This window comes from Bacillus sp. JUb11 (genome assembly GCF_024807925.1).
GTDB classification, from domain to species: domain Bacteria; phylum Bacillota; class Bacilli; order Bacillales; family Bacillaceae; genus Bacillus; species Bacillus altitudinis.
Genome location: NZ_JANUEZ010000007.1, coordinates 213,787 through 239,136 on the forward strand (window position 1 = coordinate 213,787; position 25,350 = coordinate 239,136).

General features: G+C 41.2%; 26 protein-coding genes. 9 read left to right on the forward strand and 17 right to left on the reverse strand.

Annotated elements, in window-relative coordinates:
- Positions 1–164 precede the first annotated feature (164 nt).
- A complete protein-coding gene (lepB, locus tag M2369_RS15050) occupies positions 165–677 on the reverse strand; it encodes a signal peptidase I (RefSeq protein ID WP_007499139.1) in 513 nt (170 codons plus the stop codon).
- Positions 677–1,294 (reverse strand): TVP38/TMEM64 family protein, encoded by a 618-nt coding sequence (locus M2369_RS15055; RefSeq protein ID WP_017366969.1) that lies wholly within the window; start codon positions 1,292–1,294, stop codon positions 677–679. The genes lepB and M2369_RS15055 overlap by 1 nt, the downstream gene beginning before the upstream one ends.
- Before the next feature lie 158 nt (positions 1,295–1,452).
- Between M2369_RS15055 and M2369_RS15060 the strand changes: the two genes are divergently transcribed.
- The gene (locus M2369_RS15060; RefSeq protein WP_017360224.1) at positions 1,453–1,815 is read left to right on the forward strand and encodes a YhjD family protein; all 363 of its coding nucleotides are present in this window, start codon (positions 1,453–1,455) and stop codon (positions 1,813–1,815) included.
- Between the two features lie 85 nt (positions 1,816–1,900).
- Entirely contained in the window at positions 1,901–2,335 is a 435-nt protein-coding gene (locus tag M2369_RS15065) for a hypothetical protein (RefSeq protein WP_039167431.1), read from the forward strand.
- Positions 2,336–2,567: 232 nt separating this feature from the next.
- On the opposite strand, the gene M2369_RS15070 is transcribed toward M2369_RS15065, so the two are convergent.
- The 7 genes from M2369_RS15070 to M2369_RS15100 form a co-directional block, all read right to left on the reverse strand.
- Positions 2,568–3,524 carry an LCP family protein gene (locus M2369_RS15070; protein WP_007499147.1) on the reverse strand — a complete coding sequence of 319 codons (957 nt, stop codon included), beginning with the start codon at positions 3,522–3,524 and terminating at the stop codon, positions 2,568–2,570.
- Positions 3,525–3,663: 139 nt separating this feature from the next.
- A complete protein-coding gene (locus M2369_RS15075) occupies positions 3,664–4,608 on the reverse strand; it encodes a siderophore ABC transporter substrate-binding protein (RefSeq protein ID WP_061418612.1) in 945 nt (314 codons plus the stop codon).
- A 22-nt stretch (positions 4,609–4,630) separates the two neighbouring features.
- The gene (locus M2369_RS15080) at positions 4,631–5,389 is read right to left on the reverse strand and encodes an iron ABC transporter ATP-binding protein (RefSeq protein WP_100325414.1); all 759 of its coding nucleotides are present in this window, start codon (positions 5,387–5,389) and stop codon (positions 4,631–4,633) included.
- Complete coding sequence (locus tag M2369_RS15085) at positions 5,380–6,330, reverse strand: iron chelate uptake ABC transporter family permease subunit (RefSeq protein WP_045034717.1); 951 nt, start codon at positions 6,328–6,330, stop codon at positions 5,380–5,382. Before M2369_RS15085 ends, M2369_RS15080 begins: the two co-directional genes overlap by 10 nt.
- Entirely contained in the window at positions 6,323–7,273 is a 951-nt protein-coding gene (locus M2369_RS15090; RefSeq protein ID WP_259254794.1) for an ABC transporter permease, read from the reverse strand. The genes M2369_RS15085 and M2369_RS15090 overlap by 8 nt, the downstream gene beginning before the upstream one ends.
- Before the next feature lie 155 nt (positions 7,274–7,428).
- The gene (locus tag M2369_RS15095) at positions 7,429–7,707 is read right to left on the reverse strand and encodes a barstar family protein (RefSeq protein ID WP_045034719.1); all 279 of its coding nucleotides are present in this window, start codon (positions 7,705–7,707) and stop codon (positions 7,429–7,431) included.
- Between the two features lie 62 nt (positions 7,708–7,769).
- On the reverse strand, positions 7,770–8,939 hold the full coding sequence (locus M2369_RS15100) for an MFS transporter (RefSeq protein ID WP_061418610.1): 1,170 nt from the start codon (positions 8,937–8,939) through the stop codon (positions 7,770–7,772).
- A gap of 142 nt (positions 8,940–9,081) precedes the next feature.
- Between M2369_RS15100 and pdxR the strand changes: the two genes are divergently transcribed.
- The gene (gene pdxR / locus M2369_RS15105) at positions 9,082–10,521 is read left to right on the forward strand and encodes a MocR-like pyridoxine biosynthesis transcription factor PdxR (protein WP_061418607.1); all 1,440 of its coding nucleotides are present in this window, start codon (positions 9,082–9,084) and stop codon (positions 10,519–10,521) included.
- Positions 10,522–10,551: 30 nt separating this feature from the next.
- Here the strand turns inward: pdxR and M2369_RS15110 are convergent, their stop codons facing one another.
- From M2369_RS15110 to M2369_RS15120, 3 genes are all read right to left on the reverse strand, one after another.
- On the reverse strand, positions 10,552–11,034 hold the full coding sequence (locus tag M2369_RS15110) for a hypothetical protein (protein ID WP_259254795.1): 483 nt from the start codon (positions 11,032–11,034) through the stop codon (positions 10,552–10,554).
- A 386-nt stretch (positions 11,035–11,420) separates the two neighbouring features.
- Complete coding sequence (locus M2369_RS15115) at positions 11,421–12,527, reverse strand: D-TA family PLP-dependent enzyme (RefSeq protein ID WP_041507497.1); 1,107 nt, start codon at positions 12,525–12,527, stop codon at positions 11,421–11,423.
- A gap of 143 nt (positions 12,528–12,670) precedes the next feature.
- Entirely contained in the window at positions 12,671–13,249 is a 579-nt protein-coding gene (locus M2369_RS15120) for a competence protein ComK (protein ID WP_041507498.1), read from the reverse strand.
- A 289-nt stretch (positions 13,250–13,538) separates the two neighbouring features.
- Between M2369_RS15120 and M2369_RS15125 the strand changes: the two genes are divergently transcribed.
- A complete protein-coding gene (locus tag M2369_RS15125; RefSeq protein WP_008348804.1) occupies positions 13,539–13,775 on the forward strand; it encodes an IDEAL domain-containing protein in 237 nt (78 codons plus the stop codon).
- 58 nt (positions 13,776–13,833) lie between these two features.
- Here M2369_RS15125 and M2369_RS15130 read toward each other — a convergent pair whose 3' ends face one another.
- Positions 13,834–14,694 carry an SDR family oxidoreductase gene (locus tag M2369_RS15130; protein ID WP_041507499.1) on the reverse strand — a complete coding sequence of 287 codons (861 nt, stop codon included), beginning with the start codon at positions 14,692–14,694 and terminating at the stop codon, positions 13,834–13,836.
- Positions 14,695–14,835: 141 nt separating this feature from the next.
- On the opposite strand from M2369_RS15130, the gene M2369_RS15135 reads away from it, so the two are divergent.
- From M2369_RS15135 to M2369_RS15150, 4 genes are all read left to right on the forward strand, one after another.
- Complete coding sequence (locus M2369_RS15135) at positions 14,836–16,368, forward strand: FAD-dependent oxidoreductase (protein WP_041507500.1); 1,533 nt, start codon at positions 14,836–14,838, stop codon at positions 16,366–16,368.
- A gap of 40 nt (positions 16,369–16,408) precedes the next feature.
- A complete protein-coding gene (locus tag M2369_RS15140; protein WP_373368001.1) occupies positions 16,409–17,755 on the forward strand; it encodes a globin-coupled sensor protein in 1,347 nt (448 codons plus the stop codon).
- A gap of 61 nt (positions 17,756–17,816) precedes the next feature.
- Positions 17,817–18,401 carry a histidine phosphatase family protein gene (locus tag M2369_RS15145; RefSeq protein ID WP_041507501.1) on the forward strand — a complete coding sequence of 195 codons (585 nt, stop codon included), beginning with the start codon at positions 17,817–17,819 and terminating at the stop codon, positions 18,399–18,401.
- A 386-nt stretch (positions 18,402–18,787) separates the two neighbouring features.
- Positions 18,788–19,933 carry a serine alkaline protease SapB gene (locus M2369_RS15150; RefSeq protein WP_041507592.1) on the forward strand — a complete coding sequence of 382 codons (1,146 nt, stop codon included), beginning with the start codon at positions 18,788–18,790 and terminating at the stop codon, positions 19,931–19,933.
- Positions 19,934–19,979: 46 nt separating this feature from the next.
- Here the strand turns inward: M2369_RS15150 and M2369_RS15155 are convergent, their stop codons facing one another.
- Positions 19,980–21,263: a M48 family metallopeptidase gene (locus M2369_RS15155; RefSeq protein ID WP_041507502.1), complete on the reverse strand. Its 1,284-nt coding sequence runs from the start codon at positions 21,261–21,263 to the stop codon at positions 19,980–19,982.
- 177 nt (positions 21,264–21,440) lie between these two features.
- Between M2369_RS15155 and M2369_RS15160 the strand changes: the two genes are divergently transcribed.
- A complete protein-coding gene (locus tag M2369_RS15160) occupies positions 21,441–21,857 on the forward strand; it encodes a YhfM domain-containing protein (RefSeq protein WP_007497192.1) in 417 nt (138 codons plus the stop codon).
- A 15-nt stretch (positions 21,858–21,872) separates the two neighbouring features.
- Here the strand turns inward: M2369_RS15160 and M2369_RS15165 are convergent, their stop codons facing one another.
- The 3 genes from M2369_RS15165 to M2369_RS15175 form a co-directional block, all read right to left on the reverse strand.
- Positions 21,873–23,426 (reverse strand): fatty acid--CoA ligase family protein, encoded by a 1,554-nt coding sequence (locus M2369_RS15165; protein ID WP_041507503.1) that lies wholly within the window; start codon positions 23,424–23,426, stop codon positions 21,873–21,875.
- A gap of 172 nt (positions 23,427–23,598) precedes the next feature.
- Positions 23,599–24,588 (reverse strand): lipoate--protein ligase, encoded by a 990-nt coding sequence (gene lplA / locus M2369_RS15170; RefSeq protein ID WP_041507504.1) that lies wholly within the window; start codon positions 24,586–24,588, stop codon positions 23,599–23,601.
- A 2-nt stretch (positions 24,589–24,590) separates the two neighbouring features.
- Positions 24,591–25,334: an MBL fold metallo-hydrolase gene (locus M2369_RS15175; RefSeq protein WP_039167545.1), complete on the reverse strand. Its 744-nt coding sequence runs from the start codon at positions 25,332–25,334 to the stop codon at positions 24,591–24,593.
- Positions 25,335–25,350 lie beyond the last annotated feature (16 nt).

The following is a 25,350-nucleotide window of genomic DNA, read 5'->3' on the forward strand; positions in this document are numbered from 1 at the left end:
GTTGTCTTCTTTTCAGCGTGATAGAAAACCTTTGCAGTCTAGGAAGGTCGAGCACCAGAGCGGAGCGAATTTGACATTCGTGAGCACTGGAGCGCAGACATGACAACGAATGCGAGGGTTTGTCTACACGCTGAGCCGCTTTGCATAAGCAGAGCGGCTCTTTTTTATTCATCATGATTCCTTTTTACACCGACTACTTGATCCTTTGAGATCGTTCCAAAATGCCGGCTGTCAAAGCTATGTATTCGATTATCTCCGATCACGAAGTAATGATTGTTTTGTATGTTCTGACGACCGGTGATGGCTTTCAGCTGAAAATCACCTGTTAGGACGTTGCCCATTTTATGTTTTTTCTGCTCTTTTAAATACGGCTCTTTCCATTTTACACCATCAACAAACAGTTGATCATCTTCATATTTGATTGTTTCTCCTGGAAGCCCAATGACCCGTTTGATCAAGATTTGATTTTTAGGGCCATGAAATAACACATAGTCAAACCGGCTAATTTTCGTGAGTTTTGGCGAGAACTTGTTAATTAATAATTCTGTTCCATCTGTAAATGTCGGGTCCATACTAACCCCTTCTACTTTGTACGTGACAAACATGAAATTCTTTACTTGGAACAACAAGACGATGCATGTAATAATCATGAACCATAGCAATGGCTTCTTTTTCATTAAGAGCCTCCTTTGTCCTCACGCTGACTCATCCGAATATTCAACCTATTTTCTACTCTCTTTCCAACATACCATAATAAAGCAATGACTAGAACCGCAAAAACACTTCTTAACGGATTCTTTACTAAAGCTGAAATGTCATAGCCGATAAAACTAATAATAAAGAGCATGACACACTTCCCTGATAAAGCGGCTAATGAGAACTGCCAGACGCTGATTCTTGATAGACCTGCTACGACATTGACGGCAGCAGAAGGTGTAAAAGGAAAGCAGAGTAAAATAAACAACGGACCAAATCCCCGCTTTTCAACCCAAAGCATTAGCTTTTGAATAGAAGGGTGTCTGCTAATAAAGTTCAACATCCTCATCTGTCCAAATTTTCTGATCAGTAAAAAGACAAGGATAGACCCTGCACTTGCACCAATCCAGGTCAATAAAAAGCCTTCCCATAGCCCAAAAGCATTTGCATTGGCCACCGCAAATGCCACGAGAGGTAAAAACGGTAGAAATGCTTCTATTAAAGGGAGTAATATAGCCACAATGGGTCCAAAAGCCTTGTAGCTTTCAAAAAATGATGTGATATTTTCATGAGTAAATATAGAAAGAAATAATGGCAACTTGTTTGACTCCTTCAAGGTTTGTCTATCTTTCATTTTACATGGAAAACATAAAAATATACAAATGAATCCCTCTCAGCCCCCCTTGAGATTTTTTAACTCATCCGATATAATAAATAAGAACAAATGTTCTATAAATAAAGAAAGCAGGCATGGACATGACGAGATTATCAAGCGTACAGCTTCAGATGATGGAACAGGCCATCTTTCTTCCAATGGTCATCTCCATCCTCAATCGTGATTTGACGTACCTTAAAAAACATCAAACATTCAAACTAAATGAACCATATATTCAGCTAGTCACCTCTTCATTAAAAGAAGCACAAAAAGCCCTTTATCAACTGAAACAACAGTTACGTAAAGAAAAAATGAACGTACAGCAAATTGAACACGATGAAGGATTTACGACATATTTATTTCTGATAAATGGCTATGAAGAAAAGCATAAATATTTTAATCCCCGTATACGTCATCGTGTAGAGGAAATGCTCACCCATTATTTCCTCCATTCAGGAAAATAATATGGTTATATTTTACATTTATAGAAGGGACTCTTCAGTTTTTGGCGAATTGATTGTTATACCAAAAATTAGGAGGTTCCGACTCATGTTCAAAAAAATAACAGCACTCACCTTAGCAGCAGGATTACTTGTGCCAAGCACAGTGTCAGCATTAGAACCACTGCAGACAGGAAAACAAGCCCCAGCAGCATCTGCACAAATAACAAGTGTAGCCTATACAACGGTTTCTATCGTTGGAAAACGAGTGAAGTTTGAAGTGAAAGCACTCGAAAATCCTTTCAACATGAATTACTATAATCGAATTGCTTGGACGAGTACGGACGAAGAGCCAAGTGTATTCAATGACAATATTCTATCGGTCATTGTCGCAAAAAAAACCGGACAGGCTTATCAAGTCTTTTCATACGAAGCGCTCACTTCGGTAAAGGACAAGATTGAATCAGGTCAAAAGGTGTATGGCTGGGCGCTTGCTTTAAATGGTGTGTGGTACCCAACGATGCCTGCAACCCTCTATTATTAAAAAAAGCCTGCCACAGTGGCAGGCTCCAGATTGTTGACAAAAGGCTAAAATGAACTTTATTTTAGCCCTTTGTCTTCTTTTCACCGTGATAGAAAACCTTTGCAGTCTAGAAAGGACGAGTACTGGCGCGGAGCGAATTTCACATTCGTGAGCACCAGCACGCAGGACTGACAAAGAATGCGAGGGTTTGTCTACACGCTGAAGCCTGCCACAGCGGCAGGCTCTTTCTCAATTATGATAATTCGAGCTGTTTTCTCAGCTCTTGTCTCACTTCTTCTAATCCTGGTCCATCTAACTCAAAGTAATACACATTCCCAGGCTGGTAATCGTGCCCTTTTAACTGAATGGTATCCACTGATTTTAATGAACTCAGTAAAGGGAATAGACCGATCAACTGCTTCATGGATAAATTGGTGGAGACGTTATCCCCAAGTGTATCAATGATGTTGTCATAAGACGGTATGGAAGAAATGGATTTGGATTTTTCAAAGATGGCTTGAAGTGCTTCCATTTGGCGCTTTCCGCGCATGAGATCACTATCTGCCTTTCTCGTTCTCACAAACGCTAATGCTTCTTCACCACTGAGCGTATGCGTGCCTGTTTCCACATGAACTTTTCCTTTCGAATCCTTTTCCATTTGTTTTGCAATGCCTTCATCTTCAATCGTTACGTCAATTCCATTTAGCTCATCGACAATGTCTTGAAACGCCTTAAAGTTTCCTGCAATCACATAGTCTACCGGGATGTTTAACAAATTCTCTACCGTTTTGACTGATAAATCTGCACTCCCAAACGCATGGGCGTGAGCAATTTTATCATATCCTCTCCCCGGTATATCAACATAAGAATCACGAGGAATACTTAGGAGCTTGATCGTTTTGTCTGTTCGATTCACCGTCGCCAGTAAGACCGCATCACTTCTTGCTTCGTCTACCGTTTCACCTGGACGGCTGTCAATCCCTAAGAGCAGCACCGAAAAGCTATCCTTTCCTGGATCAAAAGCTTTCACACGCTTTTGCGAGGTCTCTCCTCTTTCTAAAGATACTTGCGCTTTATTCGACGCTTTTGAAATTTTATAGTATGCGTATCCTGTGACAGATACTGCCATGATCATGACAAATGCCATGATAAACAGCACGACTTTCACCCAAGGTCTTAGCCTTCTTTTTGATCTTGTTTTCTCCTTCATCCTTTCCGAACCCTCACTCTATCTTAGTCTCACAATGTAGGTTCCACTATAACATATTTTGATGAAAGTTTCCTGCACGCAACATATTTTTATGTATCCACAATAAAAAAGCTGCTCAAAATAAGCAGCTTTTCATCCATTACTTTTGTTCAATTCCTTTTTTCACTTCATCAATCATCGCATTCAATGATTCAAGGCCGCCGCCTGCTAAATACCACATGTCAGAGTTTAAATACACCACATGATTGTTTTTAACCGCTTTGACTGATTTCACATAATCATTTTCAACAAGCTGTTTCGCAGACGTTTCTTCTCCAATTGCCGCGCCTCGATCCACGACAAATAAGTAATCTGGGTTCGTTTTGACCATATACTCATACGAAATGCTTTGTCCATGTTTATCAGATGGCTCTAGCTTTTGATCTGCTGGTGTGATGCCAAATACATCATGGATCAGACCATATCTTGACTTAGGACCAAATGCCGTCATTTTGCTGTCGTTCGCCATGATGACGAGACCATTTTTCTTTAACTCTTTTGCTTGTTTCTTTAATGCAGCCACTTTTTGGTCAATGGCAGAAAGTTCTTTTTTCACTTGGTCTTCTTTATCGAAAATCTTCCCTAATGTTTCAGCATTCTTTTTAAATGAATCCATATAGTTTGCATTATCTACATCCATATAAATCGTCGGAGCAATTTTAGAAAATTCATCAAATGCATCTGCTTGACGGTGCTGAATAATGATCAAGTCAGGCTTCATCTCTGCAATTTTCTCAAAGTTTGGCTCTTTTAACCCGCCGACATTCTCATATTTGTCACTTTCATATTTAGATAAATAGTGAGGAATCACTTGTTTTGGTAAGGCTGTCACGTTGACACCAAGCTTATCAAGTGTATCGAGACTTCCCATATCAAAAACGACGACTTTTTTCGGGTTTTTCTTGATCTTCACACCGTCTTTATTCAACATATCCTTTACTGTTACGGTTTCCTCATTCGTTCCCGCTGTTTTCCCTTGGTTACCACAGGCAGCAAGGACAGCAATCGCTGTTAGTACTGTTATCATCCAAATCCATTTTTTCATGATTGATCACCTCTTCATTTTTTCAAGAAAAATATAAGCAAATACGCTCACCACGAATGATTTCGATCGGTATGCGCATGTCATAAATGTGTGCTAGTGCTTCTGTTTGAATCACTTCATCAACGCTTCCTTCTTTGATCACCTGACCCTCTTTTAAGGCAACGATGTGATCTGAATAGACAGATGCAAAGTTAATATCATGGAGAACAACAACAATCGTTTTTCCAAGATCTTTCACGAGCTGCTGAAACAGCTTCATCATTTCAACTGAATGGTTCATATCTAAATTATTTAAAGGCTCATCTAAGAAAATATAATCCGTATCCTGAGCCAGCACCATGGCAATAAAGGCTCTCTGCCTTTGTCCGCCGCTTAGTTCATCTAAATATTGATGCTGGATTTCGACAAGTCTCATGTATTGAAGAGACACATCAATCATGTTCTCATCTTCTTTTGTCAAGCGGCCTTGAGAGTAAGGAAAGCGGCCAAAGCTGACAAGCTCACGAACGGTCAGACGCACACTCATGTGGTTCGACTGCTTCAAGATGCTCATTTTTTTCGCAAGCTCCTGAGGAGAGTACGCACGATAAGGTTTGTCCTCTAAATAAGCTTCCCCAGTATCAGGTTGAATCAGGCGGCTCATGATGGACAAAAGCGTACTTTTGCCTGCGCCATTTGGACCAATGAGAGAGGTCAGCTGTCCTTTTTTTACACTGACAGTTGTTTCGTGAAGCACTGTTTTTCCATTATATGTCTTACTGACTCCCTTCATCACGACCATGAACGACTCTCCTTTAAAAGTAGATAAATAAAATACAGTCCGCCGACTAAATCAATCAGCACACTAAGCGGTGTTTGAAACGTAAATACCTTTTCCACAAGAAATTCCCCGCCTACAAGCGCAATGACACTAATGAAAAACGAGCCTAATAGCAAGTACGTGTGCCGATATGTACGAAACAGCTCTCTTGCCACATTTACGACGAGTAAGCCAAGAAACGTAATCGGGCCGACGAGGGCCGTCGCAATAGAAACAAGGACGGCAATGACGATCAGCATCTTTTTTGTGATCCCGTCATAGTCAATCCCGAGATTCACAGCCTGTTCCTTTCCTAACGACATGACATCTAATTTCGCGCGGAAGGTCCATATATAAAGACAAAGTGCCGCAAATAAAAGAGAAGCGAAGAGTAAAATATCTGTGTTCATGTGATTAAAGCTGGCAAAGGACTTGTCCTGTACGACTTGGTATTCATTCGGGTCAATGAGCATTTCCATAAAGGAAGAAAGACTTTTGAACAATGTTCCAAACACAATCCCGACAAGCAGGAGTAAGAAAATATGCTTGTTTTTGCGCTTGAACATGACCGTATAGAGCAGCACAGAAAAAAGAATCATTAATCCAACGCAGAGAAAGAAATTCAGATTCTTATTCGCGATCATCATATTGGTCGATCCAAAAAGATAAATAATCGCCGTTTGCAAAAACAAGTAAAGCGCGTCTAACCCTAAAATGCTTGGCGTTAAGATTCGGTTATTGGTCAATGTTTGAAACACAACAGAAGAAAAGGCAATTGCGCCTCCTGTCAAAGTCATGGCAAGCACCTTTTTTAAACGGCTCGGCACTGTGTACTCCCAGTACCCCATTTGAAAGGTGACGAAGATGACAACGAATACGGCTGCAATGGCTGCAATGAGAAATAATGTTCGTTTCTTATGCATAGCGCTTCCTCCTTAATAACATGTACAGGAAGATCGCACTTCCAATGATGCCGACCATAAGCCCAACAGATATTTCATATGGATAAATGATCACCCTTCCGAGCATGTCACATATGAGCACAAAAATGGCCCCTAATAAAGCCGTATGCGGCAGGCTTTTTTTCAAGTGATCACCTCGGTAGATCGATACAATATTCGGAATGATTAAGCCGAGGAATGGCAGCATGCCAACAGTCAAAATCGTTACAGACGTAATCATCGAAACAATCACCAAACCAACTGCCATGTCACGTTTATACGTTAAACCTAAATTGACGGCAAAGCTCTCACCCATACCAGCAACTGTAAAGCGGTCAGCATATAAATACGCGATGATCAATAGAGGAACACTCACATAGAGCAGTTCATAACGCCCCTGAACAATAAGAGAAAAATCTCCTTGCAGCCATGCGGATACGTTTTGGATCAAATCATATTTATAAGCTATAAACGTGGAAATTGAACTGACAATTCCGCCAAACATTAAGCCGACTAACGGTACGTAGATCGTATCGTTCACCTTAATATGGCGTAAAATTTTTAAAAATAATAGATTGCCAGCTAACGTAAATAAAAACGCAATCGCCATTTTCATCAGCGGGCTTGCCTGTGTAAAAACAAGCATGGCGGTTAAAATACCCAGCTTGGCCCAATCCATTGTTCCTGCAGTCGTTGGAGAGACAAATTTATTTCTCGTCATGCTTTGCATAATAAAACCGCATAAGCTCAGGCTCATGCCAGCAAGCACAATACTCATCAGCCGCGGGATGCGACTTGAAAATAAGGTGTTCATTTGTTCATCTGATAGATGAAACAACTGTAAAAGAGACAGGTCCTGTACTCCGACAAACAGCGACGCACATGCCAAACACACAAACAACAAACTTAATTGGTACAACTTCATACAGGGTTCACACTTTCTATCAAGCTCTCTGCCACAAATGATTATCATTATCAATTAAGCGACAGTTCATATATTATCATATTTAGTGAAATATTCAATAGTAGAATGAGGGTGAAAACCGCATAAAAAAAACAGCTTTTGGAATCAGCTGCTTTTTACGCTTCAATATTCAATTGAAACTGCCCCTGCAGTTCCTCTTCAGCTTCTTGTAATAACTGCCGCAAATTCTCTGCATAATCACCAAGCTCGTCTTTGCTTGCTTGATAATGAATCCACGTGAGCTCTACAGGCAAGCTCACTTCTCCTGTTAAACAGTCCCAAAGGGCATCAAGATTTTTGCCGTAATGATCAGGAAGTTGTAACACTGTTTTTAGTTGATCATGAAGCTCCTCTTGTGATCTGCACATCGCACCATTTAGCTGTACTTTTTTCATTTCCCTCCCCCTCTTCTGTCTTTATTTTAAACGAATTGGAGAGGAAAGAGAAAGAATCCATTTCACTTTTGCCTCTCTCTGAAACTTAAACTAAACAAGATCAGACAGGCAGACAACACGAGCATGAAAAAGAGCGTTAACACTGTCTGAGTACCGTACATATCAGCAAAGAGACCAACGAACACACTTGGTATGCCAAGACCTAGATACGCAAACAAGTAATATCCAGCAACGGCTCTAGCCGCTTCCTTCTTCCCTTTATCAACAATCAGCTGGAGACCTCCTAAGTATGTAAATCCATAGCAAGCTGTGCCCGCTAAAAGAGTTCCAGCAAGGACAAGGAATATGGACCCGCTATTAGCACCGAATAACAGCAGGCCATATCCACACGGAAGACAAATAAAACCGATACGAAGCGCTGCACTGCTATTCATCTTTCGGACAAAAGGCTGCATCAGAACACCTGCCATATTAATAAAAAACAGCGCTGGGCCTACCCACAATTCATAGCCATTTAATTTAAGCTGTGCTGGCAAAATCGAAATGACAAGACCGCACACAGACCATGCGATAGCAATGGCTATGTTCGCAGGCATTGTCCCTTTTGGAAACCTCGGCATGTTCATTAGCGGTTTACTTGCCTCCCCTTGTACAGGCGGCACCAAAAAGAATACAGCAACAATCGTCAACATAATCAAGACCAACACAATCCAATAGCTAAGAGGCGTCAGTGACACTTGCTCAAAAGAAAGAATCGCTGTAAAAAAAGCACCTCCCCCAAATCCAATTGAACTGCATAATGCGATAAACGTTGGGATCCAGCCCGATTTCTCTGGATATAAAGCAATCAAGTAGGCAGTACATGTGCCAACACTTAACCCAAGTCCCACTCCTTGCAGCAGCCGGGCGACAAAGAGCATTTGTATGGTCGGATGCACGATCATGAGCAGGGTGGCACATAATGAAAAGCAAAGTGCGATCAATAAAATCGGTTTTCGTCCTGCCCGGTCAGACATGCCGCCAAGTAACAATAATACTGGAATCAGTCCGAAAACATACGCAGCAAACACAAGGGCTGTTGACGCCTTTCCGTATCCTGCCTGCTCTGCATATTCCGTATAAAGAGGGACTTGCAGGTTCACTGCTGTTGTAATCATAAAAAGGCTAAATAAAACGAACACAAACGGAATCATAGATAACTGTGCTGTTTCTTCTTTTGATGCAGGAATCATGGGACTCTCTCCTCTGTGTAAATGATATGAACCAGTGTACACATCATTTGGATTTCTTCCCACATCCAAAAATGAAGCTATTGACCAGTCCATAATTCCATGTCATCATCATGATGACATGATAAAGGAAAGAAGGTGCACTGTGTACATTCATTTAGACCGTTCCAGCCCTACCCCGCTCTGGCAGCAAATCGTCAATGGCATCATTCAAAAAATTCATACAAACACACTGAATCCTGATGATCAGTTGACTCCGTCAAGAGTATTAGCACAAGAGCTCAACGTATCTCGATCCACCGTACAGCTTGCCTATGATGAACTGCTGGCAAGAGGCTATGTCAGCACCTCTAGAAGAGGCGGAACAAAGGTCATTTCAAGTGATCACAATGCTGCTTCTCCCCCACATCAAAACGAACCGCCTTTTGCACTTCCGACAAGACCTCACTTTGACGAGGCTGAAAAACAAATGGATCACTGGCTCTCGGCCAATCAATTTCATGACACACTTGAGATTGATTTCCGCCATCAAGAACCAGCCATCGACGACCATTTTCAAAACATATGGAAACGCTCGCTTCTAAAAGCATTACAGCGCTTAAATATGAAAGATTGGGGCTATTCTTCTCCGCATGGATTATGGGAAGTACGTTCAGAAATTCGCCAATACTTATCGGTTGAACGCGGCATTGATATAGAAGAAGACCAAATGGTGTTAACAGGAGGCACACAGCAAGCCATTGACTTGATTTCACAAGTCATGCTCAAAAAAGGAGATACAGTCGCTGTTGAAGATCCTGGTTTTCCTGGAGCAAGGTTGTCCTTTTTACATCGCGAAATGACTATTTACCCCGCACCAGTCGATGAAGAAGGAATGATGGTGAATACATTGCCAGAACGTACAAAGCTGATCGCTGTAACGCCCTCTCATCAGCGGCCAACCGGTGTCTGTATGAGCGTCAATAGAAGACGGGAGCTGTTGCAGTTTGCTGCGAAGGCTCAATCTTACATATTAGAAGATGATTTTGATGGGGATTATCGTTATCATGGCGGACCGCTTCCTTCTTTATTTTCAGAAGCACCCAATCATGTGATCTATATTGTCAGTTTTTCCAAGGTACTTGCTCCAGGCATCCGCCTTGCTGCCATCATCGGCTCCAAAGCAGTCATTAAAGAAATCGCTGCACTGCAATCACTTATTCAAAGACAGCTGCCGATCATGGAGCAAATCACTCTTGCCTCTTTTTTCAGAGAAGGAGAGTTTACGCGATATGTCAGGCGGATGAGACAGGTGTATAAAAAACGGCAGGCAGCGATGATGGATGCTCTTTTGACACATCACTTTGACAAACACTTCCGTTTATATGGAACCGATACAGGCCTTCACGTCTTTTTGGAAGGAACATCAGACTTTGATGAACAAGGCACGATTGAGGCCGCAAAAGCGGCAGGTGTCGGCATTTATCCATTAAGCCCCTATTGTTATGAAAGCAAAAGGAAAGGGTTGCTGCTTGGTTTTGCGTGTACGGATGAAGCCATGATTCAAGAAGGTGTACGCCGATTAAAGCAAACACTGCACATCTAAAAAAGCCTGGAAGTCTCTCTTCCAGGCTTTTCATTGTGATTGCTGAACGTTTCCCACTTCTTCAATGAAAGAGGCTGTCTCTTGCAATCCATCTTGAAAATGTTGAGTAGCTGACATAAACAGCTTTTCTTGATCAGGACGCTTTAACAGCTGCTCTACCTTGCTAATTCCTTTTTCAAATGAAGCAAGACCTTTCTTTAATTGTTTGTCTGCCTTTTGATACACAGCTGGCACTTCTTGATGAGTAAGCCCTTTTTGAATGACACGGTCGAATGCTTTCGTCGCTTTTGTCAATTTTTCATTTACTTGAATTTTTCCATGTCCATCCGAAATAAATTGATCGGTCATGTTTTCATATGCTTCATTTAACTCATCCATATAACGCTGAACCCATTGTTCATACGCAGCTTCTTTTGTGTTTTGTTTTGAAGGCGGCTGACCTGCTTGATTGCAGGCCGTGAGTAGTGTCACTGTCACGGTAAATAGCAGCATCAAATGCCATCGTTTTTTCATACAGGGCCCCCATTTCTCTTTCCCATTTGTTCATATCGGTCAAATATGATCAACTTTTACCTCATACGAACACCTTGTAAGAAATGACTTATTTTTATTGTAACAGACCGCATGTATCACTTCTGTGATTTATGCGGAAATGAATGAAAATCCTTCTAATGGTTCACATTTCCCTGCCATTTCATGATGATACAGTCAATAGACGACGAGAAAGGCACATTTGGTTTCAATCTATTTCATCTTCGTCATTTTTTCTCAAATAAAAAAGACCCCTTTCGGCGCCTTTTCCTTAGATGTATGGATTTCAAATGATGATCTTTCTTAGAATGGAAGCTGCCTTATATTCTGCTCTGCATAGCGGCAACACCCTCTATGATCCTACCCATTTATTGCAGCTTTCCTTTACAAGCAATCTCCAGCTCTTCTACCACCTTGCCATCTTGAATGAGATATGCTTTTTCATGAAGATTCACAGCAGGACAGATGTGATTCGGAATCATTTGCACCTTCTCACCGATCTGTACACTTTGACGAAAGCCTTCATGATAGATAATGGCATGCTCGTCAAATACGCTTGAAACAAATACATCATCATATTCTTTCACTTTGCCTAAGCCCTCTGTTTTGGTCAGCCCTTTTGTACGTGTTTGTGCCGTCAGCCCCTTGGCCCCTACATCTGTAATCACCCGGCACTCTGTCGGTTTACTAATGACCGTCGTCAGCACAGATGCTGCACAATGTGAATATGTGCCGATTACATTGGACTGGGAAGCATCCATCAAGATGTATGTGCCTGGCCGTATTTCTGTGACTCCTTTTGGAATATCAAATTGAAATAAAAATGGCGGTGTTGATCCAATACTGACGACCTCTAGCGGCATACCAGCTTCTTCTGCAATCTGCGCAAAACGGAGCGTTCGATTTACAGCCTCCTTGTATAATGTCCGGCAATGTGCTTTACTTTCCGCTTGATACGTATGACCATCATGAGAAAAAATCCCCTTTAAATGAACGGCATCACTTGTTTGAATCGCCTCTAATATGTGGCAGAAATCATGTTCTTCAATGACACCAGACCTTCCCTCTCCAACCTCTATCTCAATTAAAACCTCCGCTTTTTTCTCTGATTCACAAAAGACTTGCTCAATCTGCTTCACATGCTCAACACAATCTATACCGAATGAAATCTGTATCGACTCTGCCAGTTTACGAATCCGCTTGAGTTTAATCTCACCTACAATTTGATTGGCGATAAAAATATCCTTGAGCCCATGGGCTGCCATTACTTCAGCCTCTCCTACTTTCGCTACCGTAATGCCAGATGCACCTTTCTCTTCCTGCAGCTTGGCAAGTGCAGGCGTTTTATGAGTTTTCGTATGAGGGCGCAATTTGACATGCTGACGGTCTGCGTATTGCTGCATCGCCGCTACATTCTCCATCATCACCCGTTTATCAATGAGTAGTGCCGGCGTATCCAGTTCTTCATACATCATCCCCATGACCCCTTTCGTTATATAAAAAATTATACGATATAGATAAATTATATATTTTTTTATACGATAATCAATGGTTTTTTCTGCAAAAAAGTGATGGCGATGAGTAAGCAGTCCAGCGGCTGTCTGCCGCTGGTCTCTCACTAATAACGATTACGAAGTTCTCTTAAGATAAAATCATACACAAGGTTGAGCTGCTGTTCCTTTGGATACAGCATAAATTCTTGTTTCTTAGGAAGACCTCCATCAAGTCGATCTTGAAATTTCGTTCGGAGATACGCTGTTCGGTGTACCTGACTCTCAAATGACTTATATGAGACATCTAGTTTGACCGATTGCTCATTTGTAAAAGTAACAACCGTGTCTCCGAGGGATGATTCCTGAAAGTTATGAATGTATTTGTGGGAGATCCATCCGCATTGAGGGCGGTTGGATGAATAGGTTGGGAAGAAATACAGATGATTGGATGAGTCAATCACGATGGGAGGCTTGTGGGAAATACCTGTTACTTCATATGTTCCCGCTTTTCTGCCTGCATAGCTTGAGCCAAAGAACCTGCAACTGCGTTCTATAATTTGCAGCGGCTTTAATTCAACGTAAAAGCTTGTCTCTCTTTCGATCACTTTTGAATATACTCGTTTTCCTTCTTCAACCGGAAGGACCGCCATTGTTGTTTGATTAATGACGTATGAATCTAATGGTGTTTCACTAATTCCTGACACTTCATTTCCTCCTGTGTTAATTTTTGGTTATTTTAGATACTATTAATCTATCACCAACGTATAAGAAACGACAGGATTTTTTCAATATTTATTTAAAATTATCTTTTTATCATGTTTTTTAGTACATTCGATCTATCTAAAAGCCATTTTTAAAGATATATCGCATCTTGTCGACTGGACAAGGGGTGTCGATATGGCTCAAAAATAAATTGTCTAAAAATTATAAATTCTTGTTGATTTTTTCTCCGCCAATCCATATACTATAAAAAAGGCATCGGGGGGATTCTTTATGAAAGAGAAAAAAACGTATGCTGAGCTCATGAAGTCCCGCAACACCCAAAAAACCGAAGAGAATGGCGTTACTATTTTAGACATTTATATTCAAATGGTTTTAGATGAGGCGCTTTATAAACAGCGCTTAACCTTCCTTAGAGAAGAGATTGACAAGGCGCTAGATCAGCGTGATGAAAAGCGTTTTAATGACCTGTCAGCTCAATATGCAGAACATTGCTTACATCAATCATGATGATTTTACTTGCGGCAGAGAGACAGAAACTTGTCTCTTTACCGCAAGTTTTTTGTTTTTATCCATTTAATATGGTTCCGCCATTCACATGAATCATTTGTCCATTCATATAAGAAGAGTCTTCGCTCGCTAAAAATAAATAACTTGGCGCTAACTCTACTGGCTCACCAGGCCGCTCCATTGGGACATCTCCACCAAATTCAGACACTTCCTTTTCCGTAAATGTGGATGGAATCAGCGGTGTCCAAATCGGTCCAGGCGCTACCCCATTTACCCGAATCCCTTGTTTGATAAGAGATAGAGATAATGACCTTGTAAACGTTACAACCGCCCCTTTTGTCGATGAATAATCAATTAAGGTTTCATGACCTTTATAAGCAGTGACCGATGCTGTATTAATAATACTGCTTCCTTTCGTTAAATGAGGGAGCACCGCTTTTGTTAAATAGAACATGGCAAATATATTCGTTTGAAATGTCCGAAGAAGCTGGTGAGAGGTAATCTGTTCAATGCTTTTTTGCGGATGCTGTTCACCTGCGTTGTTGACCAAAATATCAATCGAACCGAAAGCATCTTTTGTTTGTTTGACGACCTCGTTTGAAAAAGCTTCATCCCCTAGGTCACCTGATATTAAAATGACGCGGCCTCCCATCTTTTCAATATAGTCCTTCGTTTCTTCCGCATCACGATGTTCATTCAAATAAACAATCGCTACATTGGCTCCTTCTTTCGCAAATAAGACAGATACTGCTCTTCCAATCCCGCTGTCTCCACCTGTGACAATCGCCGTTTTCCCTGTCAGCTTTTTGCCTTGCACCTCTCGATCAAAGATAGGTCTAGGGTTCATTTTATATTCAAGTCCTGGACGTTCGTTCTGATGCTGAGGCGGTAACGTTTTCTTTGGCTGCTTTGTTGACACGTCAGTCCACTCCTTCCTTTTATCTCGTTTATTTTTATGTGTTGCTCATTTTTTTATGTATTTCGCTCTTGTTTTCACTAAAATGTATGATTTTCAGCATCGTGGAAAAATTATACACAATAAGTGACTGGAGGCGACAACATGGAACAAGAACATAAAGGATCGGAACAAGCAAAGTCGTTATGGCTAGCTGATAGTGAGAAGCCCTCTTTTCCTACTGTCAGCGAAGATCTTACAGCAGATGTCATCATTGTCGGTGCCGGTATTACCGGTATCGCTACTGCATTTGAAATGACAGAACGCGGACTGGATGTCATCATCATAGATGCTGATCAAGTGCTGCAAGGAACCACTGGACATACGACAGCGAAAATTACCTCCCAGCATGATGTTTACTATCATGAGCTGATTCAGCATATTGGTATGCCGAAAGCCCGTTTATATGTAGAAGCAAATGAAAAAGCAAAGGAGCTCATCCAAGCACGTGTGAAAGAGTATGACATTGATTGTGAGCTTGAGGTAAAAGATGCTTACCTTTATACAACAGAAGAAAACGGCGTCAAAAAGTTAAAGAAGGAATTAGATGCGTACAAACAGCTCGGGATCGATCGCGAATGGAAAACAGCGCTCCCGTTTGATGCTGGCATCAAGGCAGCCCTCGCCATGACGCAGCAGGCACAATTTCATCCTCTTCATTATCTTCATGCACTGATCGATCAACTCATTGACCGAGGCGTGCGCATATTTGAACAGACATCGGCAGTCGATGTAAAAGAAGGAAAACACCCTGCTGTCATCACAAAAAGTGGCCATCATCTGATGGGGCGCTCTATCATTTCATGCTCACACTTTCCTTTTTACGATGGCAAAGGACTGTATTTCACACGAATCCATCCTGAGCAATCTTATGTCGTCGCAGCCAAAACAAGCAAACCGCTTCCAGACGGCATGTACTTAGGAATTGATCAGCCTGCCCATTCATTAAGAACGGCAAAATTCCATGGAGAAGACGTCATGCTCATCGGTGGACAAGGCCATAAAACCGGACAAGGCGGAGATGAATCCGCACACTATGAAGCACTAGAAAAGTTTGGTGAAGCCACCCTTGGTATAACGGAAGTCCTTTACCGCTGGTCCACGCATGATATGGTCACAATGGATCAAATCCCTTACATTGGCCGCCTGACATCACATCATTCGAATATTTTTGTGGCAACAGGCTTTAGAAAATGGGGCATGACCACAAGCCACGTAGCAGCGACACTGATCGGAGATTTGATCGAAGGAAAATCGAATCCTTACGAATCCATCTTTACTCCATCAAGACTCGTGTCAGACGCATTCGTAAAAGACTTTATCAAAGAAAACACCAATGTTGCAGCGAAGCTAATCAGCGGTAAATTAAAGCGAGCTGATCAAACAATTGATGATTTAAAACCGGGTGAAGGCGGCATTGTGTCTTATGAGCATAAAAAATGTGGCGCTTTTAAGTCAGAGGACGGCGATATCTTTCTTGTCGATACAACCTGTACTCATTTAGGCTGTGAAGTCGCGTGGAATAATAGTGACCGCACGTGGGACTGTCCTTGTCACGGGTCTCGTTTCTCTATTACGGGAGAAGTAGTAGAAGGTCCGGCTAAAAAACCACTAAAAAGGTCATATAAAGAACAGTAAAATTTCACTGTTTTCCCTTTAAAAAAACCAAAATTATCCGATAAAAAACATAAAGTCTGATATTTTTGATAATCATGGGGGGACAAACACATTGTTATTTAAAAAAGAGAGTAAAAAGAAAAACACTGCTTTTTTCACACAGCAGGATGATGGGATAAAACGAATCAATTTTCCGGAGAATACGGACATTGCCAAACAAATTAAAATGATTGATTTGACGCAGCAAGACCTATTTATCTTGAAACAGCTGAATCCAATCGTTCAAGATGAAATTGAACATATCGTCGATAAATTTTATAAAAACCTAGAAGTCGAGTCTTCCTTGATGCACATCATTCAAGATAACAGCTCAGTCGAGCGTCTAAAGAAAACACTACGCATTCATATTAGTGAAATGTTCGCCGGTGTGATTGACGAATCTTATGTGGCCAAAAGAATTAAAATTGCACAAGTTCATTTAAGAATTGGACTTCAACCTAAATGGTATATGGCAGCCTTCCAAGACCTATTGCTATCCATTATGGATTTATTTGCCCAGCATATCCAAGATTTCAAAGAATATCAGACGGCAGTGAAAGCGACGACGAAAATTTTAAATCTAGAGCAGCAGCTTGTCCTAGATACGTTCCAAAATGAATACTCTAAAGTTCGTGATGAAGCAGAACTACAGCAAAAAGAGCTTCATACAAAAATTACAGAAACATCTAATTCACTTGCTTCTCTCTTCTCAAACACAACAAATGCAGTGGACAAACTTGTATCAAAATCTGATGAGATGGCGGATATGTCACAGGCTGGCACAAAGATTTCAGCACAAGTTGAAGAGAAATCAATTGGCGGTAAAAAAGAGTTAGAAATTCAGCAGACGCAAATGAACCAAATTGACGGCAGTATGACAAAGATTGAAACAGAAATTAAACGCTTAGAAGAAATTGCGAAACAAATTGAACAAATTTTTGGGATCGTCACAGGTATTGCGGAGCAAACGAATTTACTCTCTTTAAACGCTTCAATCGAATCAGCTCGAGCAGGTGAACATGGCAAAGGCTTTGCTGTCGTTGCAAACGAGGTTCGCAAATTATCAGAGGATACAAAGAAAACGGTTTCAACTGTATCTGAGCTCGTCAACAACACAAATTCACAAATCGCCATTGTGTCACAGCATATTGCTGATGTGAATTTACTTGTGACAGACAGTAAAGAAAAAATGACCCAAATCAACTCGCTATTCGATGATATCGTCAGCAGCATGAACTTAAGCAAAAACCAAAACGGAAAAATTGAAATAGATTTGCAAACATTCCTAAACGAATTGAAAGAAGTCAAACAAACAGTGTCCCAAGTGGCAAGTTCGGTCGAGTCCTTAACGAGTCTGACAAATCACTGATCCAGTCATTCTTCTTCTGTTTTAGTATAATAGAGGAAAAGATAGAAAAGGCGGGATTTGATTGACAGCAATTTGCCTAGTCAGACACGGAGAAACCGATTGGAATGCAGCAAAACGAATTCAAGGACGAACAGATATCCCTTTAAATGACACTGGTAAATGGCAAGCGGAACAAACCGGTCTTTACTTAAAAGATGCCCACTGGGATATTGTCATTTCCAGTCCGCTATCAAGGGCAAAAGAAACAGCTCATTTGATTTTACAGCATGTACATGCACCGCTCGTGATCATGGACGATTTTATTGAACGTGACTATGGCGACGCTGAAGGCATGTCATTTGAGGAACGTCAGAAACTGTTTCCAAATAAACAGTATCCAAATATGGAACCACTATCGGCACTTCAAGATCGAATGCTAGAAGGTATCGAAAAAGTGAGAGCAACCTACCCAGATCAACGGGTACTAATCGTAGCACATGGTGCTGCCATCCATGCCTTACTCACCTCACTAGCTGACGAACATATGGGTATTAAGGATACAAGACTTGAGAATGCCTGCTTAAATTATGTGGAATGGACAGATGGTGAATGGAAGGTGAACGATTACAACGTGGTCAGCCATTTAACACAATCTGCCCCTTCTTAAAGAACCTGTTTTCATAGCAGGTTCTTTTTCATGTCAAAAACAATGATAAAATAATATTTTTTTATATCGAAATTCGAAATAGATGATAGCCTTTTCTACCTATTTTATGGCATTTCGGGTATCGAATGTTTATCCTCAAATGGATCATGAGAAAAAAAGCACGATTCCTTTTTAATAGGAAACCGTTGGAAATATAGAATAAACATATTTTACCATCATTTCCAAGCGACTTAATTCCCTATTTTTCGCTAGGACTTCCACAAAAATTCGGGCCTACTCTTATTTGCCTATCTCTATTAAACTGAAAATACAGAATAATCAAACGGATCATTCTAATAGACTACGGATGATTATTCTGAAATAAGAAAAAGGGATGTGGAATGTGCGTGAAAAAGAAAAATGTGATGACAAGTGTTTTATTGGCTGTCCCTCTTCTGTTTTCAGCAGGGTTTGGAGGCTCGATGGCAAATGCCGAGACTGCCTCAAAGTCAGAAAGCGAAAAAAGCTATATCGTTGGCTTTAAAGCTTCTGCCACCACAAACAGCTCTAAGAGACAAGCAGTGACACAAAATGGTGGGAAATTAGAAAAACAATACCGCCTCATTAATGCTGCACAAGTGAAGATGTCTGAACAAGCCGCAAAAAAACTTGAACACGACCCTAGCATTGCTTATGTAGAAGAAGACCACAAAGCAGAAGCATATGCCCAAACCGTCCCTTATGGTATCCCTCAAATCAAAGCTCCAGCCGTACACGCTCAAGGTTATAAAGGTGCTAACGTCAAAGTAGCTGTCCTTGATACTGGAATCCACGCCGCACACCCTGACTTAAATGTTGCAGGCGGTGCTAGCTTCGTCCCTTCAGAGCCAAATGCCACACAAGACTTTCAATCACACGGAACTCACGTAGCCGGAACCATTGCTGCCCTTGATAACACGATTGGTGTTCTTGGGGTTGCGCCAAGCGCCTCCTTGTATGCCGTTAAAGTGTTAGATCGAAACGGAGATGGACAATACAGCTGGATTATCAGCGGTATTGAATGGGCTGTTGCCAATAACATGGATGTCATCAATATGAGCTTAGGCGGACCAAACGGCTCCACAGCGCTTAAAAATGCTGTAGACACAGCGAATAACCGCGGAGTAGTTGTCGTTGCCGCAGCAGGGAATTCAGGTTCAATTGGCTCTACTAGCACCGTAGGCTATCCTGCAAAATACGACTCTACAATTGCTGTTGCCAACGTGAACAGCAACAATGTCAGAAACTCGTCTTCTAGCGCAGGTCCTGAATTAGATGTTTCTGCACCTGGTACATCGATTTTAAGTACAGTACCAAGCAGTGGATATACGTCTTATACGGGAACATCAATGGCATCTCCTCATGTAGCAGGAGCAGCAGCGCTTATCCTTTCTAAGTATCCGAATCTATCAACGTCTCAGGTTCGTCAGCGCTTAGAAAATACGGCAACACCGCTTGGTAATTCGTTCTATTATGGAAAAGGATTAATTAACGTTCAAGCGGCTTCTAACTAAAATAAGTGTGACAAAAAAATCCGGCGAACTGAGCCGGATTTTTTATTTATTGCTTTTTCGATGTTTCCTCTTTTTTTGAGGCTTTTTCCATATCGATGATTCTCTCCATCATCGTCGGGTGTCCATAGCGGAAGATTTTCACTAAAAGTGGCGGATTGACTTGGGAAAGCCCTGATTTTGCAAGCTTTTGAAATGACGTCACCCCCGCCTCTCCATCTTTCGTCAAGTTCACGGCGTATTCATCAGCTGCACGTTCTTGATGCCTTGACACAGCATTTGTAAAAGGAGAAGCAACAAATGACAGCATAGATACAATGATCAACAGAAGTGGAAGAGCAGCAACGTCATGTGGTGCCTTCAGACGAAATGAAGAAGCGCCTTTTTGGTAAAGGGAAAAATAAAAACGGTCAATGGCAAAAAATCCAACCAGAGACAGCACTAAATATCCTGCTAAACCGATATACACATGCTTCATCACGTAATGTCCCATCTCATGCGCCATGATAAATAAGATTTCACGGTCTTTCAGCTTTTGAAGTGTCGTATCCCACAAAACAATACGCTTATTTTCACCAATTCCTGTGACGTAAGCATTCATCGTATTTGTTTTCTCTGACATGTTGACTTCATATACATGATCTGCTGGAATGTGTGCTTTCTCTGCAAGAGTTAATATCTTTTTCTCAAGAGCTTGATCCTTCAATGGGTAAAAATCATTGTAGAGTGGATCAATAACGACCGGCTGTATAAAGAAGAGAAACAGTGTAACTGGAACGGTTAAACACCAAGCATACAGCCACCAATATTTCCTTTTCTTTTGAATGAGCCAAAAGAACACAATGGCGCATAGAACAAGCAGTGGATATTGAATCCAAAAATCAAGCGTTTGGTCTTTTAGCCAACTTGCCGTGCTTTGTGCTGAAACACCGTAGTACAAGGACAACTGGTAGCCCACCCACTTGACCGGCAATGTGATCAGCATCGTCAAAAGTGACAGCACAAACACATACACAAGTTTGCTCACAAGGTGAAAACGAGCTGCTGCCAGGCTCCAATCTGCTAATTTCCTTGAAAACCCTGAAATGAGCAAAAGGAAAAAGACATACCAATCTAAAGGAATTGTCATAAAGTACAACAGGTTACGAATGTTCGAGTAATTTCCACTGACCAAAAGCTCATGGCTTGTCATAAATGTATGCGGGTCTGCACTTGTCCCTTTCACACTGTCAGGGACAGATGAATCCCCCATTAGAAATAAGTAAGAATAAATAAAAAGACCGTACAATATGTATGCTACCGTTGCAAGAGCTACCCATTTGCGTACTCGCACTGGTCAGCCTCCTTTCCATTTCTCTCTCTATTGTAATCACGCACGTTTTTGTTTAGAACCTGTCTCATGTGGCTCCATCATAGCATGCCCTATCTGAAAAAGCTTGAGTGAAAAAAATGATTATGCTGTTCAAAAATCGGAGAAACTAACCATAAAAAAGTGAGTTGGAGGTTCATCATGAAGAAAATCCTTGCAGGAATTGTGATCTTTGGGCTTTTACTGATTACCTTCTTTTATGTGTTCAGCCGGACAAGTGACATCTTCGATGAAAATCGAGCAGAGAAATTATTGCTTTCACCGACGAACCAGTCCATTTCTTATGAAATAGATGATAAAGATACAACTGAGGATCTAATTGAACAATTAAACAAAGGGAAACAAACAAGCAGCCATCTCAAAAAGAATGTAAAGAAGCCAGATTATATCGCCAAGGTCATGTTCGGACGGACAAATGGCACTTCTTTTCAGCTATGGACCAACCGCTCTCAAGTTGTTTTTTTAGTAGACGGCACCTATTATGAATTAAATCAAAAACAGTCAAATTCCTTTCGAAAACAGGTACAAGAAGCGATTCAAAAAGGAGCCTCCTCATAAGAAGAGACTCTTTTTTTATTTACTTGTTTCTGCTTGGTACTTATCCTTTAGCGCTCTTCTTAAAATTTTACCAGTCGTGTTTTTTGGAATATCATCAATGAAATGGATCGTTTGGGGCTGCTTATATTTCGCCAAATAGCGTGAACAATGTGTGATGATGTCTTCTTGATTGATGTGAGCATGTTTCTTAGGGGAAATGTAGCAGACAACAGCCTCTCCTGTGTTTGGATCGGGCACACCGATGACAACGGCTTCTGCTACAGCTTCATGTTGATAAAGCACTTCTTCTACTTCTCTTGGATAGACATTATACCCGCCAACGAGAATCATGTCCTTTTTTCGATCGACGATATAAATATATCCGTCTTCATCTCTTCTCGCCAAATCTCCTGTGTACAGCCAGCCATCTTTCAGTGCTGCTTCTGTGTCTTCTGGCATTTGATAATAGCCTTTCATAATGTTTGGCCCTTTTGCAATCAATTCTCCGACTTCGTTTGGTCCAACTTCCTCTCCAAGTTCATTCACGATCTTATTTTTCACATTCATAATATCAGTTCCGACTGAACCTGGTTTTCTTTTTCCATCAAGGGGATTGAATGCCGTCACTGGGGAAGCCTCTGACAATCCATAGCCCTCTAGCACCGTGACACCGAACTTTTCTTCAAAACCGTGAAGTAAAGCAACAGGCATGGACGCACCGCCTGATATACAAATCCTCACCGACTTCATCGCTTCCTCATGACCGTCCTGACGATATAAATAGTTATACATGGTTGGAACACCAACAAATAGCGTTGGTTTTTCTTTCTCCATCATTCGTAAAAGCTCTGATGGGCTGAAATGCGGCAGGACATAGATGGTCGCTCCATGAATCAAAGGGGCATTCATACAGACGGTCAAACAAAACACATGGAACATCGGCAAAGCAGCAATCACCTTGTCCTTTTCATCAATTGACAGGTACTCCGCAATGTCTCTTGCATTTGAATATAGGTTAACATGAGTGAGCATTGCCCCTTTTGGTTTTCCTGTTGTGCCAGATGTAAATAAAATAACGGCCGTATCGTCAGGTTGTATGGAAGGATGCTCAGTTTCCGGCGCATCTCCAGACACAAGCTTTCCGAAGAAAACAAGACGATCAGATACTTCTTTTAAACTTGACCTGCACGCAGATTCATTTTGTGCACAAATAATGACTCGTTCAATAGCTGGAAGCTGTTCATACACCTGCTCGTATATCGGCAGAAGCTGATCCGGTGCAACAATCCCTTTTACATCACCAGTGACCAGCATATAGCCGATTTCACTTGGCGTATATGTTGGATTGACAGGTACAACAACAAGTCCTGCCTTTAATGCACCAAAAAATGAAATCACAAAATGCGATGAATTTCCTAAAATCAGCGCGATATGATCTCCCGCTTGAAACCCTTCGCTCACTAAACCATCTGCAAAACGTTCGATACTTGTCATCAGTTCTTGATAGGTCCACTTGTTCCCTTCAAAGATCAGTGCGACGTTCTCTCCCTTGGTCATCGCAGTCTGCTCAAGATTTTTGATCAAATCCATTCTCCCACCCCTTATACTTCATCAATGAATGAATAGCCATTCATTTTATGACCAAACATTCCTCCTTTCTATTATAATAGACAATCGAAAAAATTCACAAGATCAAATGTAAACCGCTTTCATCTCTTTCATTAGAAAAAGCACCGCTATCTCTAGCCGTGCTTGTCCTTGCTTAATAAATCAAATCCAGAAAATCTTCTTTTGATACGTTACCAAAATAATGGCGCATATCCATGTCTTCTAATACATCACTAATGGTTTTGCGATCATATTGCTGCCCGATGAGTCGTTTCTCAATATCAGCAATATCCCCTACACCGAAGAAGTCACCAAAAATTTTGCAGTCTTGAATGATGCCTTTTTTCACTTCTAATCGAAGATCAATCGATCCAGCTGGAAAACGCTTAGAGTGCTGCAAGTTAAACTTAGGTGAACGGCCGTAGTTCCATTCCCATTTTTGGTATCGATCACGAGAAATCTCATGAATCTTCTCCCAATCCTTTTCTGTCAGCCGATACTCAGGCACGTCTCCGTTCGTGTCAAAAATATAGCTTAAAAGAATTTTTCTAAATTCTTCTGTTGTCATCTTTTGATCCATCAGTTCACTAATATTCGCAACCCTGCTTCTAATGGATTTGATACCTTTTGATTCGATCTTTTCTTTCTTCACATTTAATGCCGAGACAACATGTTCGATTTCTGAATCAAATAATAGGGTGCCATGACTGAAGATACGTCCTCGTGTAGCAAATTGAGCATTCCCCGAAATTTTACGCCCATCTGCCATGATGTCATTTCTGCCGCTTAATTCCGCTTTGACGCCAAGCTTTTCAAGCGCTTTGATGACTGGCTCGGTAAATTTTTTAAAGTTATGAAAGCTGTCCCCATCGTCTTTTGTAATAAAACTGAAGTTCAAGTTTCCTTTGTCATGGTAAACTGCACCACCGCCAGATAACCTGCGAACGACTTTGATGCCATTGTCTTCCACATACTTTGTATTGATTTCTTCTATTGTATTTTGGTTCTTTCCAATAATAATGGATGGCTGGTTGATGTAAAACAGCAAATACGTTTCTTCTGGATCTAAATATTTTAAGCAATACTCTTCAATTGCTAAATTAATCATTGGGTCATAATGTTGCTCGTTATCGATAAACAGCATCTCTATCTTCCTTCCTTGTTCCATCTAAGCCCTGATTGGGCAAGCTGTATATTGCCAGTATATAACGCCTGTGCTTCATTGACTAGGTCTTTATGCCGGCCGAAATGAGGCAGATGGGTGATGATGAGCTCTCCAACATTTGCTTCACTTGCCAGCTTCCCTACTTCAGTGCTGTTCATATGTCCTGCACCCGATCCGTCTTGTCCGGCGTAAAAGTTGCTTTCGGCAATAAGTAAGTCTGCATCCTTGCTAAAAGGGATAAATGCATCTTGATAGCTGGAATCAGCTGTATACACCACCACAGCCTCATTTGCTTGAATTCTCATCGCATAGCATTCTGCCGGATGAACCGTTTTCAAAAAATCAATTTGAAATGGTCCAATTTGAATGCCCTCTTCCGGGTGATAAGGTTTTGTCTTTGTATGTACATCATCAGAGAGCCGCTGAAATGCTGCTTGATCCCCGGTATGTCCGTAGATCGTCAGCGGACCACTGCTTTTTCCTAAATGATAACCCACTAGCTTCGCATATTGGAGAGGTCCGATATCTGCAATATGATCGTGATGATAATGAGAAAGGAGTACAGCATCTAGTTCTTCTATATCAATGTATTGCTGAAGCTTTGACAGAACTCCGCTCCCGCAGTCAACAAGCAGACGAAAACCATCTGATTCAAAAAGATAACCTGATGTGGCTTCACCTGCTGCTGGAAATCCTCCGTAGCAGCCAATCACGGTTAATTTCATCGTCATATTTCCTCCT

What these genes read in the sequence shown, in the direction of transcription:
- M2369_RS15135 (WP_041507500.1), top strand. Translation starts at nt 14,836, where the DNA reads ATGGAACAAGAACATAAAGGATCGGAACAAGCAAAGTCGTTATGGCTA.
- M2369_RS15090 (WP_259254794.1), bottom strand. Translation starts at nt 7,273, where the DNA reads ATGAAGTTGTACCAATTAAGTTTGTTGTTTGTGTGTTTGGCATGTGCG.
- M2369_RS15080 (WP_100325414.1), bottom strand. Translation starts at nt 5,389, where the DNA reads ATGGTCGTGATGAAGGGAGTCAGTAAGACATATAATGGAAAAACAGTG.
- M2369_RS15160 (WP_007497192.1), top strand. Translation starts at nt 21,441, where the DNA reads ATGAAGAAAATCCTTGCAGGAATTGTGATCTTTGGGCTTTTACTGATT.
- M2369_RS15115 (WP_041507497.1), bottom strand. Translation starts at nt 12,527, where the DNA reads ATGATGTATGAAGAACTGGATACGCCGGCACTACTCATTGATAAACGG.
- lplA (WP_041507504.1), bottom strand. Translation starts at nt 24,588, where the DNA reads ATGCTGTTTATCGATAACGAGCAACATTATGACCCAATGATTAATTTA.
- M2369_RS15095 (WP_045034719.1), bottom strand. Translation starts at nt 7,707, where the DNA reads ATGAAAAAAGTACAGCTAAATGGTGCGATGTGCAGATCACAAGAGGAG.
- M2369_RS15085 (WP_045034717.1), bottom strand. Translation starts at nt 6,330, where the DNA reads ATGCATAAGAAACGAACATTATTTCTCATTGCAGCCATTGCAGCCGTA.
- lepB (WP_007499139.1), bottom strand. Translation starts at nt 677, where the DNA reads ATGAAAAAGAAGCCATTGCTATGGTTCATGATTATTACATGCATCGTC.
- M2369_RS15165 (WP_041507503.1), bottom strand. Translation starts at nt 23,426, where the DNA reads ATGGATTTGATCAAAAATCTTGAGCAGACTGCGATGACCAAGGGAGAG.
- M2369_RS15070 (WP_007499147.1), bottom strand. Translation starts at nt 3,524, where the DNA reads ATGAAGGAGAAAACAAGATCAAAAAGAAGGCTAAGACCTTGGGTGAAA.
- M2369_RS15065 (WP_039167431.1), top strand. Translation starts at nt 1,901, where the DNA reads ATGTTCAAAAAAATAACAGCACTCACCTTAGCAGCAGGATTACTTGTG.
- M2369_RS15060 (WP_017360224.1), top strand. Translation starts at nt 1,453, where the DNA reads ATGACGAGATTATCAAGCGTACAGCTTCAGATGATGGAACAGGCCATC.
- M2369_RS15175 (WP_039167545.1), bottom strand. Translation starts at nt 25,334, where the DNA reads ATGAAATTAACCGTGATTGGCTGCTACGGAGGATTTCCAGCAGCAGGT.
- M2369_RS15075 (WP_061418612.1), bottom strand. Translation starts at nt 4,608, where the DNA reads ATGAAAAAATGGATTTGGATGATAACAGTACTAACAGCGATTGCTGTC.
- M2369_RS15110 (WP_259254795.1), bottom strand. Translation starts at nt 11,034, where the DNA reads ATGAAAAAACGATGGCATTTGATGCTGCTATTTACCGTGACAGTGACA.
- M2369_RS15125 (WP_008348804.1), top strand. Translation starts at nt 13,539, where the DNA reads ATGAAAGAGAAAAAAACGTATGCTGAGCTCATGAAGTCCCGCAACACC.
- M2369_RS15100 (WP_061418610.1), bottom strand. Translation starts at nt 8,939, where the DNA reads ATGATTCCTGCATCAAAAGAAGAAACAGCACAGTTATCTATGATTCCG.